The 13,900-nt window shown below is 60.0% G+C and carries 17 protein-coding genes; 10 read left to right on the top strand and 7 right to left on the bottom strand.

Going from position 1 to position 13,900, the window contains the following annotated elements:
- Positions 1 to 57 precede the first annotated feature (57 nt).
- The 8 genes from CX511_RS09670 to CX511_RS09635 are packed head-to-tail and all read left to right on the top strand — an operon-like array spanning position 58 to position 6,176.
- Entirely contained in the window at positions 58 to 1,263 is a 1,206-nt protein-coding gene (locus tag CX511_RS09670; protein WP_045180318.1) for a PepSY-associated TM helix domain-containing protein, read from the top strand.
- Entirely contained in the window at positions 1,260 to 1,796 is a 537-nt protein-coding gene (locus CX511_RS09665; RefSeq protein WP_101292074.1) for a PA2404 family protein, read from the top strand. Before CX511_RS09670 ends, CX511_RS09665 begins: the two co-directional genes overlap by 4 nt.
- Positions 1,796 to 2,116 (top strand): hypothetical protein, encoded by a 321-nt coding sequence (locus tag CX511_RS09660; protein ID WP_101292073.1) that lies wholly within the window; start codon positions 1,796 to 1,798, stop codon positions 2,114 to 2,116. Before CX511_RS09665 ends, CX511_RS09660 begins: the two co-directional genes overlap by 1 nt.
- Positions 2,113 to 2,682 carry a DUF6162 family protein gene (locus CX511_RS09655; protein WP_045180311.1) on the top strand — a complete coding sequence of 190 codons (570 nt, stop codon included), beginning with the start codon at positions 2,113 to 2,115 and terminating at the stop codon, positions 2,680 to 2,682. The genes CX511_RS09660 and CX511_RS09655 overlap by 4 nt, the downstream gene beginning before the upstream one ends.
- 14 nt (positions 2,683 to 2,696) lie before the next feature.
- Entirely contained in the window at positions 2,697 to 3,617 is a 921-nt protein-coding gene (locus tag CX511_RS09650) for a metal ABC transporter substrate-binding protein (RefSeq protein ID WP_101292072.1), read from the top strand.
- On the top strand, positions 3,614 to 4,363 hold the full coding sequence (locus CX511_RS09645) for a metal ABC transporter ATP-binding protein (protein ID WP_045180308.1): 750 nt from the start codon (positions 3,614 to 3,616) through the stop codon (positions 4,361 to 4,363). The genes CX511_RS09650 and CX511_RS09645 overlap by 4 nt, the downstream gene beginning before the upstream one ends.
- Positions 4,363 to 5,262: a metal ABC transporter permease gene (locus CX511_RS09640; protein ID WP_045180306.1), complete on the top strand. Its 900-nt coding sequence runs from the start codon at positions 4,363 to 4,365 to the stop codon at positions 5,260 to 5,262. The genes CX511_RS09645 and CX511_RS09640 overlap by 1 nt, the downstream gene beginning before the upstream one ends.
- Complete coding sequence (locus CX511_RS09635; protein ID WP_101292071.1) at positions 5,259 to 6,176, top strand: metal ABC transporter solute-binding protein, Zn/Mn family; 918 nt, start codon at positions 5,259 to 5,261, stop codon at positions 6,174 to 6,176. Before CX511_RS09640 ends, CX511_RS09635 begins: the two co-directional genes overlap by 4 nt.
- 105 nt (positions 6,177 to 6,281) lie before the next feature.
- On the opposite strand, the gene CX511_RS09630 is transcribed toward CX511_RS09635, so the two are convergent.
- The 6 genes from CX511_RS09630 to CX511_RS09605 all read right to left on the bottom strand — a co-directional run bounded on the left by CX511_RS09630 (position 6,282) and on the right by CX511_RS09605 (position 11,353).
- Positions 6,282 to 7,361, bottom strand: a complete 1,080-nt coding sequence (locus CX511_RS09630) for a DUF1615 domain-containing protein (protein ID WP_101292070.1) — start codon at positions 7,359 to 7,361, stop codon at positions 6,282 to 6,284.
- Positions 7,362 to 7,388: 27 nt separating this feature from the next.
- A complete protein-coding gene (locus CX511_RS09625) occupies positions 7,389 to 8,729 on the bottom strand; it encodes an exonuclease/endonuclease/phosphatase family protein (RefSeq protein WP_101292069.1) in 1,341 nt (446 codons plus the stop codon).
- 472 nt (positions 8,730 to 9,201) lie between these two features.
- The gene (locus tag CX511_RS09620) at positions 9,202 to 9,663 is read right to left on the bottom strand and encodes a hypothetical protein (RefSeq protein ID WP_101292068.1); all 462 of its coding nucleotides are present in this window, start codon (positions 9,661 to 9,663) and stop codon (positions 9,202 to 9,204) included.
- Between the two features lie 114 nt (positions 9,664 to 9,777).
- Positions 9,778 to 10,329: a hydrolase gene (locus tag CX511_RS09615; RefSeq protein ID WP_045180298.1), complete on the bottom strand. Its 552-nt coding sequence runs from the start codon at positions 10,327 to 10,329 to the stop codon at positions 9,778 to 9,780.
- 69 nt (positions 10,330 to 10,398) lie between these two features.
- Positions 10,399 to 11,118: a thioesterase II family protein gene (locus CX511_RS09610; RefSeq protein ID WP_045180293.1), complete on the bottom strand. Its 720-nt coding sequence runs from the start codon at positions 11,116 to 11,118 to the stop codon at positions 10,399 to 10,401.
- Positions 11,119 to 11,128: 10 nt separating this feature from the next.
- The gene (locus CX511_RS09605; protein WP_045180291.1) at positions 11,129 to 11,353 is read right to left on the bottom strand and encodes an MbtH family protein; all 225 of its coding nucleotides are present in this window, start codon (positions 11,351 to 11,353) and stop codon (positions 11,129 to 11,131) included.
- 172 nt (positions 11,354 to 11,525) lie between these two features.
- On the opposite strand from CX511_RS09605, the gene CX511_RS09600 reads away from it, so the two are divergent.
- The gene (locus CX511_RS09600; RefSeq protein WP_045180289.1) at positions 11,526 to 12,080 is read left to right on the top strand and encodes a UPF0149 family protein; all 555 of its coding nucleotides are present in this window, start codon (positions 11,526 to 11,528) and stop codon (positions 12,078 to 12,080) included.
- A gap of 76 nt (positions 12,081 to 12,156) precedes the next feature.
- A complete protein-coding gene (locus tag CX511_RS09595; protein ID WP_101292067.1) occupies positions 12,157 to 12,603 on the top strand; it encodes an NUDIX hydrolase in 447 nt (148 codons plus the stop codon).
- A 188-nt stretch (positions 12,604 to 12,791) separates the two neighbouring features.
- Here the strand turns inward: CX511_RS09595 and CX511_RS09590 are convergent, their stop codons facing one another.
- Positions 12,792 to 13,865, bottom strand: a complete 1,074-nt coding sequence (locus tag CX511_RS09590) for a class I SAM-dependent methyltransferase (protein WP_045180286.1) — start codon at positions 13,863 to 13,865, stop codon at positions 12,792 to 12,794.
- Positions 13,866 to 13,900: the final 35 nt, after the last annotated feature.

The raw sequence follows: 13,900 nt of genomic DNA, 5'->3' as shown, positions 1-13,900 counted from the left end.
TGCAGTCCCAAGGCTGAGCATCGGTTCGACCTCAATTTCTCTGAAAAGACACCTGCAATGTCCCAAAAAGCGAAAAAATCCAAATCCAGGCTGTGGTTCCTGGTGCACAGCTGGCTCGCCCTGCCGATCTGGTTTTTCGTCCTGATCGTCTGCGTTACCGGCACCCTGGCCGTGGTCAGCCAGGAAATCGTCTGGCTGGCCAACCCGGATGTACGCGCCAGCAAACCCAGCGACGATGCCCAGCCGCTGAGTTTCCAGCAGGTGCTCGATGCCTTGCACAAGGCCGAACCGGACATGGCGGTGCGCTTTCTCAGCCAACCGGACGGTTCGCACTTCGCCCTCAATGCCTCGGTGACCTACCCCGACGGCAGCGCCCCGACGCTCTATGTCAACCCGTACACCGGGGCGATCCAGGGCAAGGTACCGGACTTCAACTTCGAAGCCTTTACCCGTGCCCTGCACGGCTGGTGGCTGGTGCCCTTCACCAATGGCTACAGCTGGGGCTGGTACCTGGTGTCGTTGCTTGGCCTGCCGATGCTGGCCTCGCTGGTAACCGGGCTTGTGGTCTATAAACGCTTCTGGAAAGGATTCTTTAAGCCGACCTTGCGCGTTAACCATGGCGCGCGGATTTTCTGGGGCGACTTTCACCGCCTGAGCGGGATCTGGTCGATCTGGTTCATCGCGGTGATCTCGATCACCGGCACCTGGTTCCTGATCCAGGCAATCCTGGCGGACAACCATGTGACCATCTCTACCGAGCCGGTGGTGCCGGTCATTGCCCGTGAAGACGTGCCGCGCACCGACTCCGGTGAACCGGCGCCGCGCATCAGCCTGGACGACGCCACGCGCATTGCCAAAGAACAGATCGCCGGCCTCGACGTGAGCTTCATCGTCATGCCTGGCAATGCCTATTCGCACGTTTACCTGGGCGGCCGTGGCTGGTACCCGCTGATGTTCCAGACGGTCAACGTCAACCCCTACAACAGCAAGATCGAATCGCAGTTCCTGCTCAGCGACCGCTCGCCCCTGGAGTTCGTCACCGAATCCATGCGCCCGTTGCACACCGGTGACTTCGGCGGCCTGATCATCAAACTGATCTGGGCCTTCTTTGGCCTGCTGCTGTCGATGATGGTGCTCAGCGGCCTGTTGATCTGGACCAAACGCACTGCCCAGGCCACCGCCGCTGCACTCAAGCGCAGCGAACGTGCGCCGCGCAAGAGGGCTGAATCCACTGCCGATACCGCTACGGAGGTCAGCCTATGAGCAAGGCAGCCGTTGTGCCACAAAGCCTGCTGAGCCGTTTCTGGTACAAGTGGCGCTTCCACTTGAACATCCTCTTGCTGCTGATCCCGTTGGGGTTCATGCCCAAATACTTTGCCGATGCGGCGCTGTTCCGTGGCGACAGCGGTCTGGGCGAACGCGAACTGGGCGAAATCCAGGTCGGCCCGTGGAGCCTGCAACTGGCCGAGCTGCGCGACCAGGCGCCGCTGGCTGACGGTCCGGCTGGGCACTTCAAGGCGTTCAACGCCAGCCTGTGCAAGGCCTGCATCAACCAGGTCAAGGCCGCCTACCTGCGGATCGGCAAACCGCGCAGCCTGCGCGCCGCCGGGACGATCTTCTTCGGCCCGCCGTACCGTATGGCGACCAACCTGCCCATCCCGGCCAAGACCCGCCCCGACGCCGAGATCTGGATCACCCTCGAAGGCTGGGACGGCAGCATGCACCAGGCCGCCGTGCCACTGGCCAAGGCCTCCCCGGCCACCGTCGCCTGGCTGAACACACAAGGAGGCAAATGATGAAGTTCACTGCCCGCAGGCGGCTCCTGCCGCTACTGCTACTGGGCATCGCCTGCCCGGCGGTTGCGCATAACCCGATGTGCGAATGCAAGCCGATCGACGGCGAGCAGATCGAATGCACCGGTGGCTTTTCCGATGGTAGCGGCGCGCCAGGGGTGACCCTTGATGTGATCGGCTACAACGAAGAAATCCTCGTGCCTGGCAAGCTTGGGGAAAACTCCAAGCTGACCTTCAAACGCCCCGAAGGTGAGTTCTACGTGCTGTTCGACGCCGGCCCCGGTCACGTTGTGGAAATCGACTACGCAGATATCGAGCAATGAGCCGGGTCCAGGTGGTGCGCCCGGCCGGCGCGGGGCATGAAACCTTGTACGTGCTGCTGGTCAGCCTGCTCATTCTGGCCGTGGCTGCGGGTATCGTCGCCCTGCGCGGTGAGCGCCATGACGAAGTCAGCATCGAAGCCCATCAACTCGATGCCCGCCGCGACCTGAGCGCCGCCGAGCAAGGGGTGTATGCCGACCTGCGGGTGGCGTTCGAAGAGATCCAGCTGCGCCGTGAAGAAGACCCGGCCCTGATGGCGGTGACAGTACTGGCCGAAGAAGGCTTCCCGCCCTTTATCAAGGATGCCAGCAGCGCCAGTCGCGGCGAGCATCAATGGCAATTGCTCGGCGATCAGGCCTACCTGGGCCTGAGCCAGGCCGCGAGCGTGGCCGGCAGCTTCCTCATGTTGGTGCCAACGGCCCATGACGGCGCCGCCGACGTCTGGCTGCTGCGCAAGGCTGACGCCAGTGTGCCGACCGACCGCAGCCCAGCCGCCCTGATCGCTGCCGGCTGGCAGCAGATCGCCGCCCACTACGACGCTGGCGTCACCCGCCAACATCGCCACTGAGACAAGGACACCCCATGCTTCGCTCTGCCCTCGCCCGCCGTGTTTTGAGTGTATTGATTGCCTTGGTCCTGCCCTCCCTGGCGCTGGCTGAGATCAATGGCAAGCCGCTGCGTATCGGCATCACCCTGCACCCGTACTACAGCTACGTGAGCAACATCGTCGGTGACAAGGCGCAAGTGGTGCCGCTGATTCCCGCTGGCTTCAACCCTCACGCTTACGAGCCGCGCGCCGAAGACATCAAGCGCATTGGCAGCCTCGATGTGGTGGTGCTCAACGGCATCGGCCATGATGACTTCGCCGACCGCATGATCGCCGCCAGCGAAAAGCCGCAGATCACCGTGATCGAATCCAATACCAACGTACCGCTGCTCGCCGCCACCGGGGTCGCCGCGCGGGGCGCTGGCAAAGTGGTCAACCCGCACACCTTCCTGTCGATCAGCGCCAGCATTGCCCAGGTCAACAACATCGCCCGCGAACTGGGCAAGCTCGATCCGGACAACGCCAAATACTACAGCCAGAATGCCCGCGCCTACGCCAAACGCCTGCGCAAGCTGCGCGCCGAGGCCCTGGCCCAGGTTACCGAAGCGCCCGGCGCTGAATTTCGCGTGGCCACCATCCATGCGGCCTACGACTACCTGGTGCGTGAATTCGGCCTGGAAGTTACCGCCGTGGTTGAACCGGCTCACGGTATCGAGCCAAGCCCGAGTCAGTTGAAAAAGACCATCGACCAGCTCAAGGCCCTGGATGTCAAAGTGATCTTCTCGGAGATGGACTTCCCCTCGGCCTACGTCGAAACCATCCAGCGTGAATCCGGGGTGAAGATCTATCCGCTGACGCACATCTCTTACGGCGACTACAGCAAAGAGAAGTACGAAGTCGAGATGAAGCGCAACCTCGACACGGTGGTTCGGGCGATCAAGGAGTCCAAGGCATGACCGTCGCCGAACCCATCATCACCCTGCCCTGTGGGCCGGACATCGAGTTTGCCGGTATCGACCTGACCTTGGGCCGTACGCGGATTCTCGATCAGGTCAGCTTCAAGGTCGCCGCCGGTAGCGTGCACGCTCTGGTCGGCCCCAACGGCGGTGGCAAAAGTTCGCTGGTCAAGACGTTGCTCGGACAGATGCCACACCAGGGCCAACTGACCCTGACCTGGCCGGGTGAACATCAGGTGATCGGCTACGTCCCGCAGGCACTGGAATTTGACCGTGGCCTGCCGATGACCGTCGATGACTTCATGGCCGCCATGTGCCAGCGGCGTCCGGCCTTCCTCGGCCTGTCACGTAAGGTGGCCCCGGCCATCGATGCGGCACTGGGTCGGGTCGGCATGCTCGATAAGCGCAAGCGGCGCATGGGCGCCCTCTCCGGTGGCGAGCGCCAGCGCGTGCTACTGGCCCAGGGTCTGATCCCGGCGCCACACCTACTGGTATTGGACGAACCGATGTCGGCATTGGACGAAGCTGGCATTCAGGTGTTCGAGCGCTTGCTGCTGGACTGGCGCGCAGCCGGCACCACGGTGCTGTGGATCGAGCATGACCTGCAAGCGGTGGCGCGCCTGGCCGACAAAGTCACCGGCCTCAGCCGCCGAGTACTGTTTGACGAGCCGCCAAAACAGGCCCTGACCCCGGAGCGTCTGCTCAGCCTGTTCTCCATCCATCCGCGCAGCGAGAGCACCGTCTGATGAACTACGAAGAATTTCGCCTGCTGATCCAGGGCTGGGCCAGTTCCGGCTACCTGCCGGAGGCCCTGGCCTATGGCTTTGTGGTCAATGCCCTGCTGGCCGGCCTGATGATCGGCCCGGTGCTCGGCGGCCTTGGCACCTTGGTGGTGGTCAAGCGCTTTGCCTTCTTCTCCGAAGCCGTCGGCCATGCGGCACTGACCGGGGTGGCCATCGGTATCCTGCTCGGCGAACCCTACACCGGCCCCTACGGCAGCCTGTTCGGCTATTGCCTGCTGTTCGGCATCCTGCTGAACTTCCTGCGCAATCGCACCGGGCTGTCGCCCGACACCCTGATCGGCGTGTTCCTCTCGGTATCCCTGGCCCTGGGCGCCAGCCTGCTACTGATGCTGGCCGGCAAGATCAACGTGCACATTCTCGAAAACGTGCTGTTCGGTTCGGTGCTCACCGTCAGTGGCCAGGACTTGCTGGTGCTCGGCATCGTCGGCAGCCTGGTGCTAGCCCTGGCCCTGCCGCTGTACAACCGCATCATGCTGGCCAGTTTCAACCCGCAACTGGCGGCGGTGCGTGGCGTGGCGGTAAAGAGCCTGGACTACCTGTTCGTGATTCTTGTCACCCTGGTCACGGTGGCGGCGGTAAAAGTCATCGGCGCCATTCTGGTCGGTGCCCTGCTGGTGATTCCAGCGGCGGCGGCGCGGTTGATCAGCCAATCACTCAAAGGCTTCTTCTGGGCGTCGGTAGTAATCGCCACCTTGAGCACCCTCGTCGGCATTCTGCTGCCGATCGTTTTCGACCTGCCGGTGCCGTCGGGCGCGGCAATCATCCTTGTCGCCGGCTGCTGCTTCGCCCTCGCCGCCCTGGCCCGCGGCCTTGTTCCACGCCTGCAAGGAAATCCGGCATGACGTTCGACCTCAAACATCTGTGCCTGGCGCTGGCCCTGGCTGGCCTGCCCACGCTGAGCCTGGCTCAGACCGCCTCGGCTGCGGCCGAGCAAACGCCAGGCGTTACCGTCCTCGCCTCGCTGCCGGTGACCCACGCGCTGGCCAGCACGCTGCTCGACGGCACGGCGGTGAAACTGCAGCGCGCAGCACCGGCCAATATTCCGGCTTCGCGCCAACCTTCGTACTTCAGCGGCCGCGGTGGCCCGAGCCTACAGAAAGCGGCGAGCCAAGCCGATGCGGTCATCGCCCTGCGTTCGATCTGGAGTGATGATCCGCTCTACCCGATCGCGCGGCGCAGTAACATCCGTATCGTTGAGATCGACGCCGCGCGCCCGGTCGACGGCGCCCTGCCGGGGATCGCTGTGCAGGGTAACAATGCCTTTGCCGCCTACCCCTGGCTCAACCCCACTAACCTTGGGCGCATGGCCGATGTGCTGGCCAACGATCTCGGCCGCTTGAGCCCCAGTGAGCAGCCGAAGATCCAGGTCAACCTGGCCAGCTTCAAGCGCCAGCTGCTGGAACTCAGTGCTGGCAGCGAAGCGCGCCTGGCCGAGGCGGACAACCTCAGCGTGATCAACCTGTCGGATCGTCTGGATTACTTGATTGGCGGCCTCAACCTCGACCTGATCGACCACCCGCGCGTGGCGGATGATCAATGGGATCGCGCCGCACTCAAGCGTTTGGGTGATGAACTCAAGGGCCAGGATGTGGCACTGGTGCTGCACCACAAGCAGCCGAGCAAAGAGGTCGCCGACGTGATCGCTGCGTCCGGTGCCACGCTGCTGGTGATCGATACCGATCCCCAAGACACCCTGTTGGGGCTCAGGGCCAGTGTTGAGCAGGTGGTGGCGGCGCTGGTGGCGGGCAATAGCTGAGAACGCGCGGGCCTTATCGCCGGCAAGACCGGCTCCCACAGGTGTGTGGCATGCACCTGCCTCTTGGGGGCGCCGGCCTTGCCAGCGATACAGTCACTCCAGCGATCAGCGCTTCATGCAACGCTGATAGCGCTCATCCACTCGATTGGCAAACCAGGCGGTGGTCAGTTTGCGAGTGATCTTCGGGCTCTTCAGTTCGATCCCCGGCAGCTGTGCCCGGGGCAACGGTTTGCCTGCCTTGCCGTCCGCCAGGGCATAGACCCCGCTGTACAGCCGGGTCTCTTCAAACGCCAGGCTGTCGCCCTTCTCCAATTGATTACGAATGCTTGGATTGCGCAGGTTGAGCTGCTCGCCCAGGCGCCTTGCCGCCTTTTCGGTGTTGCCCGGCAGAATTGCGCCCGGTGCGATCAAGTCGCCATCCAGGGCCAGCTTGACCCCACTGGCACGACTCAAGGCACTCTGGAATGCCGCGTTGCGGCTTGCATACCAGCCAGCGTTGAAGTCAGCAAAGCGGTACAGCTGACGTTCATAGTGGCTGGGGTACCCAAGCAGGTGGGCAATACCAAAGTACATGCCGCCACGCCGCGTAAACACTTCCTGACGGATCGTCCCCTCATGACGGTAGGGATAGTCGCGGGCATTACGCTCGGCAAAGGCAATGCTGACCTGCATCGGGCCACCGGTGCGCACCGGGTTCAAGTCGCCCAGCAAGCTGCGGCCCAGCGGCAGGCTGCCGATCAGGTCATCGAAGATCGCACTGAGCTGCTTTTCACTGCGCACTGCGTCGAGCCGTTGGCTGTAAGTCTTGCCATTGGGTGACTGAGTGTTCAGCGCTCCCTTAACCAGCATTTGCGGGATATGCAGGCTGGCGGCGCGGCGGTCGATCTCCTGGCGGGCGATACGCCCCAGGCCCGGCACCTGCGGGTCGGCCTGGAAGGTCGATTCCTGTTCGGTAACCGCCAGCACGGCACAGACATTGGAGCGGCTGGCGGTGATCTTCTGCGTGGTGAAAGCGGTCTGGATATCACGGGCCCAGCCTTCGCGATCCTTGGTGGCAGCAGGCAGCAAGCGCTGGATCTGCGCCCGTACCTTGGCCGGATCTGACTCAGACTCTTCACGCTGCGTAACACAACCTTGCACCGTCAACAGCACGGCAAACCCAAACGCTAAACCTCGAACGTGCATGCAGCTCCCCGAACGCTCACTTGGCAGTCACTGATGGAAATTGAAAATGTAAGAGACCGCCAAATGATCAGACTGTCCCATACCACTTACAGTACCAAGATTTGTAGGCCCTGCAGTACCGTTGCAGATCGCGTAGTCCAGCATGGTCACTGGCGCAACACTGGGATGCGTGTTGCCGTTCGCCAGGACAACCTGAGCAATGTCCGGAGGTGAGACCCAATTGCCGCGATTAGCCTGCTGAGCATCAGGTTGTCGCGGGTCGCGATTGAAATCGCCGAGCAATACATAAGGCACGTCGGTATGCCAACTAATTTCCCTCAATATCCGTGGCGCATTAGGACCTCCGCCTGAAATAGCGTGAAGATTCGCCACAACAACATCATTGACCATCCCATTCAAACGCAAACGTAGGCCTAGCACGGGCCGACTCGTGAATGCGTTTGCATCGCGGGGTACACCATCGGCAACTACCATTACGGACTGAATGGTCAGAGGGGCTGCATCGGCGACAATGATTGCCAGATTGACCCGCAGACGCTGCACATCGAGGACAAATACTTGGTAGTTTCTCGGTTTTCTTGAAGTTCCCATTGCCCAGATGTAGTGATTTACCTCATGTTCACCACCAAATTGGTCAATGATGTGCATTTCCTCCAGATGCCGACAAGAAGCAGGTGGCGTACCCGCCTCCTGCAACACAATTACATGATTTCTGCGAGCTAGCTGAAATATGCTCGTGTGCCATTTATGGTCAGTCGATGCAGAGCTGCCTTGAAGATTCCAAGTGGCCACCTGCAGGTCAATCGATCGGCCGCCCCGGTTAAACCGACCTATTTCAATTTGCGCACCGCCGCCACTGATGTCCGCCCTGGCATGGTGATATTCGCTTATCGCGCCACTCAACTGAACATGTGCATGCCACGGCCCAATTGCCGCCCCAACGATAATCTGCAACATGCGCAGAGCATCGAAGGCATCTAATGTGGTAGCGCCATCGCCGCTACGCAAGCCGTTCATTAACAAAGCGTGGTGAAAATGATAGATATTGACCAAGACTGCCAGGCTTTGCGCACGAGGGGCAGCAAGAAACACATTGATCACGCCCCGCTCATTATAATTTCGTCGCAGCAACTCCGTCACATAGTAAGCATACCTTGCTTGCCGCGCCTGATTACTGCTACGCATAAACAGAAAAGAAATTTGATAGGCCAAGAAAGCGGACGTTGGCGGGGCATCATTCGGCGACCGTGCTAGCAAATCAATGATATCAGTGAAAATTATATCCAACTGATTCTCAAAAATCCTGGGCGGCAAATCAAGCGTCAAGTTTTGCTCAATATAGCTGCGAATAGTTTGATCCAATGGCATGAAGATTTACTCTTATAGGAATTATACAATTCGGCGCTACACCTCAACTCCGACCTCTGTAAACCACGTATAAATAGTCATCTTGAACAGCCATAGAAACCTGAAATTGCGCGCCCAGCTCAAAACTAGATTCCGGCGAACTCAACGAATTCCCGTCGTAAGCGTACAAATCGAGACCCCTGCTCCCATTGGGCCTCGTATCACTGAACGCTACTTTCAACAGGCCATTATGGATCGCTACGCCAGGAGAACTTGGATGGTCTTTTCCTATAAATGTCCTGGTACATGCCCAAGCGGATTCGCCATCAAACCTCATCAACTCCCAGCCAGGTTGAGTGCCACTTTTGACTATCAGATGGATCAGCCCATGATAACTGATCACGGCTGGCTCCACTGCCGGATGGAGATCTCGCACTCCATCAATCTTAACTGACCGCGGAGTACTCCAGGTCGCCATATCACCTGTGGATCTTCATAGAAGCGCAGTGGTTCCCGGCGCTTTATAGAACATATAAAGTCGACCATTATTCTCCACAAAACTAGCACCCCGTCGGTAGTCCGTTGAAAAGTTCGCAACCGTAAATGCCCCGGTTAATTCATCGTATTCCGCCAGCCGGGGTGGTGTCACCAGATCATACGAAGGTGCGTCGCCACTACAGAGCACATAGAGTTTATCTTTAAAAGTAAAGACGCTCATCGCTTCATGTAAAAAAGTACCAAACTCGATACCAACAGGATCACTCCACGCATCGGCAACCGAGACCTTGGTCATCAACCTCGCACCACCATCAGTGCCACCATTGCCTTCGGCAACATAAAACAGAAACAGCACCCCCTTATGATTTATTATCTTCCCCGGATATTCCATGTTCACCGAAAAAGAAAATTGATTACTTAATATCCCGGAACGACTGTATGTGTACCAACACTTCATAGCAACTGATCTCCCTGCATGGAAGTCCAGTACACACTACGTTAAACCATATAAGCACATGGAAATAATACACATACCTTTAATGACCCACGTCGTCTTATCATCACGCGTAGATCAAGCACTCCCCGGCACAATGTAGGTCTTACTGATATGGCGGAATTGTTCGTGTGCCGAACTTTCCATCAGCTCGAACAGCACCATCTCGCGAGTGACGATCTGGGCCCCGGCGTCGCGCATGCGGGCAAGGCCCGCTGCCTGGTTGTGGGCGCCGCGACAGTCGCAGGCATCTTCGACCACAAACACCTGCTTACCCAGTTCACGCAGGCCAAGCACGGTTTGCAGCACGCAGATATGGGTTTCCATGCCGCAGACAATCACCTGTTCGCGAGCAAGCAAGGATGCAGGCAGGCACTGAGCGGCCACGCAGGAAAAATGCAGTTTCTCCACCACCTGAGCATCCGGCGCGGCCTGCAGGAGGGCCGCGACGGTCGGGCCGAGGCCCTTGGGGTACTGCTCTGAAATCACCGTCGGCACACCAAGCTCGGCAGTCGCCGCCAACAGCCAGCGGGTCCGGGCCAAGGTGCCTGTTGGATCGCTGACTGCGCCAATGAGTTTTTCCTGCACGTCGATGACCAGCAAGCTGGCCTGATTCGCCTTGATCAACATTCCTTGCACCTGCGTCATGGTTGAACCGTCAAGGCTCACCCAACGCTGGTAGTCACGTCAATGGCCAGTTCAGGCCGACAACCGATGAGGTTCCAGGACGGCGCTAAGCACACCCAGCACCCGCTCTTCCTGCTCATGGATAAAGAAGTGACCACCAGGAAAAGTCTCCAGGGAGAAATCACCCAAGGTCTCCCGACGCCAGGCCAACAACTGCGCTTCACTGGCACGATCATCTTCGCCGCCCAGCACATGCAGCGGACACTGCAGTGGCGGACGCTGACGGTAGGCATAGCGGCCGCACAACAGAAAGTCACCACGCAGCACCGGCAAGGTCAGGCTCATCAACTCCTGGTTGGCCAGCACCTCTTCCGGCGTACCCTGCAGCCTGCGCAACTCATCGATCAGTTCGGCATCGCTTTTGGGCACGCGCCAGTTGTCGCCGTCATAATCCTCGCGCCGGGTCGGTGCTGCCGTGCCGCAGGCAACCAGCGCCACCGGCGACGGACAACCCAGCGCCTGCAGCTCGTGGGCCAGCTCGAACGCCAACAAGGCCCCCAAGCTATGGCCAAGCAAGGCATAAGGCTGGCTGGCAGCCAAACGCTGTTCGCTGGCCAGTTGCCGGGCCAGGGCCTGCATGTCGGTTTGTACCGGCTCGCCCATGCGCGCCCCACGCCCGGGCAATTCCACCGGACGCAGGTTCAGCCAGGCCGGCAGCTTGCGCCGCCAGCGGCTGTAAACCATGGCACTGGCCCCAGAATAAGGCAGGCACAACAGGTTCAGTGACGACACCAGGGGCCCCTTACTGCGCCGCTGCGGTTTCGGCCATCTTCTGGCGCAGACTCAAAGGACGCATGTCGGTCCAGACTTCGTCGATGTAGGCTAGGCATTCCTTTTTCAGGCCGCTTTTGCCCACGGTTCGCCAGCCGGCTGGAACCGCTTTGTAGTCCGGCCAGATGGAGTACTGTTCTTCATGGTTGACCACTACCTGGAACACGATGTCGTCGCGGTCGAATACGGATGTCATTGCCTGTCTCCTGGATTGAATGGGCCCGCCGCGCAGCGGGCGAGCGGTGGCTACCAAGAGAACGAACGACTGCGCGAATAAATTAATCCCGTCACACAGGGCTGGATAAAAACGCTGCAAAGCGCCATCCTCCCCGGTTTTTTTTACGCTCACCTCGCCAAGGAACCTCTTTATGCACATTCACCCCCTCAGCCCCAGCGAGTTCGAGTTCATCGAAGACACGTTGCTTAAGTACGGTAACGACCACTCCGTGCTCAACCCCTCCGAGCTTGAAGGCTACTTCACTGCCCTGGTGTCGAGCCCGGCGCAGATCGACATTGCCGAGTGGTTCCCGGCGATCTTTGGTGGGCAGACCCCGCAATGGCAGACGCCTGAAGAATGCCGCACATTCATCGACCTTTGCGTGCGTCTCCTCAACACCCTGGCAGCCCAACTGGCCACTGAACCGCAAGCCTTCAAAGCCCGCTTCGAACAGACCGAGCACGCCGGCCAGCCGCTGGCCTTGGCGCAAGAGTGGTGTTTTGGCTACCTGCGTGGCGCCGCCGTCGGCAACTGGCCGGCTCTGCCGGAGCCACAAGCACTTCAATTGCAGAAGATCAGCGACTGCGCCGAGCAAGATAACTTCGACCTGCCGGTAGATCTGGATGTGGTGCTGCATCGTCAGCAAGTAGCCGCGATCGAGCCCGCAGCACGGGCACTGCACGGGTATTGGGTAGCGCAGCGCTAGCGTTTCCAGCGATGCAGACGCCCCATCCCGGCAGCAACAGATGAAGCAGCCACCTCTAACAAAAGGATTTAACGTCGTGTCAGCGCCTCGCATTCGCGCCCTCGCCCTGTGCGTTTTTCATCATCAAGGAAAGATTCTGGTCAACGCGTTCTACGACGACGAAAAACAGCAGACGCTCTTTCGCCCTGTCGGCGGCGGCATTGAATTTGGTGAGCGAAGCGTTGAAGCCATTGCCAGGGAAGTGCAGGAAGAACTGGGCGAACGCATCACGGCTGTTCACTTGCTCGGCACGCTGGAGAGTATTTTCACCTACGCCGGTAAGCCGGGGCATGAGATCGTCCAGGTTTACGACGCAAGGTTCATCGACACCAGCCTATACGAACAACCGTGGCTCGACGGTCACGAAACTGATGGTGCCGCGTTCAGGGCCCAGTGGCGCGATAGCTCAAGCTTTACCGCGACATCACCACTGGTACCTGAGGGGTTGCACGATCTACTCAAGGCTGCGTCGTTACTTGAATGATCCGCACCTTTGGGCCAGCCTTGCTTTGGCCCCTCGTAGCCGCTGCCGTCAGGCTGCGATCGGCTGCGAAGCAGTCGTCATGATGACCCCAGAGGCGGCCGCTTCACGCCCGATCGCAGCCTGACGGCAGCGGCTACGAATACGCCATACCCCAGACCGCGCGATGCGCAGTCCAGGGCAGCACGACCTCAGGGCTTGAGTTCGAACAACGCGGGCATCGCCGGCCGCTCGGAAGGCACCTTACGGAAGCGGCTGAAGCCTGCGGCTTCGGCCATCTGCCGGGCGCGTTTCTCACCCATGAACGCGCCAATACCGGCACCGCCGTGCGACAATGAACAGGTCATGCAGTAGAGCGTGCTCTGCGGGTACATCACGCGACCGAACAGATTCATGTTTTCGTGGAGATCTTCCGAGAGGTTGAGTTCCACCATAAGGTAGGTGCCGTCGTCAGCGGTCGACTCACGCAAGTCCTTCATCATCTGTTGCGGGTCGGTGGCGTCGTGGATGACCACGAAGGTGGTCACAAAGTCGAACTTCTTACCCACCAGTGCATCGGAGTCACTGACCTCGAACTGCACCCGGTCTGCGACCCCGGCCGCCTCGGCGTTCGCCCGTGCACGTTCGATGGACGGCGGATGGAAATCACAGCCGACGATACGCGCCTCGGGAAATGCCTTGGCCATGGTGATTGCCGCCAGGCCGCTGCCGCAGCCAAAATCAAGGACGCTGCCACCAGTCTCAAGTTTTGCTTTGACGCCGTCCAGTGACGGGATCCAGTGCTGGACCAGGTAGTGTTTGTACCAAGGCATGGTCATGCGCTCCATGCCCTCCCAGGTCTCGATGGGGAAGGCTTCTTCCGGGCAGCCGCCACCGTTACGGAACGCCTCGATGACACGGGGCGCCATGCTCACGAACGGAACGCTTAGCTGGATGATCCCACCGGCAAAGTAAGGTGAATCTTCGTCGGCAAGCACCGGGGCAAATTCGGGCGGCATCCGATAGCGCTTGGTTTGCGCATCGTAGGTCACGTAATTGCCGGTCGCCATGCTGCCTAACCACTCGCGCAGGTATCGCGCATTGAAACCGGTCTGGTCCGCCAACTCCTCCAGGGTCACCGCCTCACCGTGCGCGAGCGCTTTGAACAGGCCCAACTGGTCGCCGATGTACAGCATCGCGCCGCGCAGGGTGTTGCCGTAGTCTTCCATGATCCGCGCGGAAAATTGCTCGACCTTCGCCTTATCCAACTCAATAGCTTTTGACATTTGCCTCTCCATGATTTGCCGTACGGCCGTAGTTT

The organism is Pseudomonas sp. S06B 330 (assembly GCF_002845275.2).
Lineage (GTDB): Bacteria > Pseudomonadota > Gammaproteobacteria > Pseudomonadales > Pseudomonadaceae > Aquipseudomonas.
Note: the sequence above shows the minus strand (reverse complement) of the source record. Positions and strands in the feature narration are given on the sequence as shown.

Bases quoted from the DNA above. Each gene is read 5' to 3' on its own strand.
- CX511_RS09620 (WP_101292068.1), bottom strand. From the start codon at position 9,663: ATGAAGTGTTGGTACACATACAGTCGTTCCGGGATATTAAGTAATCAA.
- CX511_RS09650 (WP_101292072.1), top strand. From the start codon at position 2,697: ATGCTTCGCTCTGCCCTCGCCCGCCGTGTTTTGAGTGTATTGATTGCC.
- CX511_RS09635 (WP_101292071.1), top strand. From the start codon at position 5,259: ATGACGTTCGACCTCAAACATCTGTGCCTGGCGCTGGCCCTGGCTGGC.
- CX511_RS09605 (WP_045180291.1), bottom strand. From the start codon at position 11,353: ATGACATCCGTATTCGACCGCGACGACATCGTGTTCCAGGTAGTGGTC.
- CX511_RS09670 (WP_045180318.1), top strand. From the start codon at position 58: ATGTCCCAAAAAGCGAAAAAATCCAAATCCAGGCTGTGGTTCCTGGTG.
- CX511_RS09645 (WP_045180308.1), top strand. From the start codon at position 3,614: ATGACCGTCGCCGAACCCATCATCACCCTGCCCTGTGGGCCGGACATC.
- CX511_RS09630 (WP_101292070.1), bottom strand. From the start codon at position 7,361: ATGCACGTTCGAGGTTTAGCGTTTGGGTTTGCCGTGCTGTTGACGGTG.
- CX511_RS09655 (WP_045180311.1), top strand. From the start codon at position 2,113: ATGAGCCGGGTCCAGGTGGTGCGCCCGGCCGGCGCGGGGCATGAAACC.
- CX511_RS09600 (WP_045180289.1), top strand. From the start codon at position 11,526: ATGCACATTCACCCCCTCAGCCCCAGCGAGTTCGAGTTCATCGAAGAC.
- CX511_RS09665 (WP_101292074.1), top strand. From the start codon at position 1,260: ATGAGCAAGGCAGCCGTTGTGCCACAAAGCCTGCTGAGCCGTTTCTGG.
- CX511_RS09615 (WP_045180298.1), bottom strand. From the start codon at position 10,329: ATGTTGATCAAGGCGAATCAGGCCAGCTTGCTGGTCATCGACGTGCAG.
- CX511_RS09590 (WP_045180286.1), bottom strand. From the start codon at position 13,865: ATGTCAAAAGCTATTGAGTTGGATAAGGCGAAGGTCGAGCAATTTTCC.
- CX511_RS09660 (WP_101292073.1), top strand. From the start codon at position 1,796: ATGAAGTTCACTGCCCGCAGGCGGCTCCTGCCGCTACTGCTACTGGGC.
- CX511_RS09640 (WP_045180306.1), top strand. From the start codon at position 4,363: ATGAACTACGAAGAATTTCGCCTGCTGATCCAGGGCTGGGCCAGTTCC.
- CX511_RS09625 (WP_101292069.1), bottom strand. From the start codon at position 8,729: ATGCCATTGGATCAAACTATTCGCAGCTATATTGAGCAAAACTTGACG.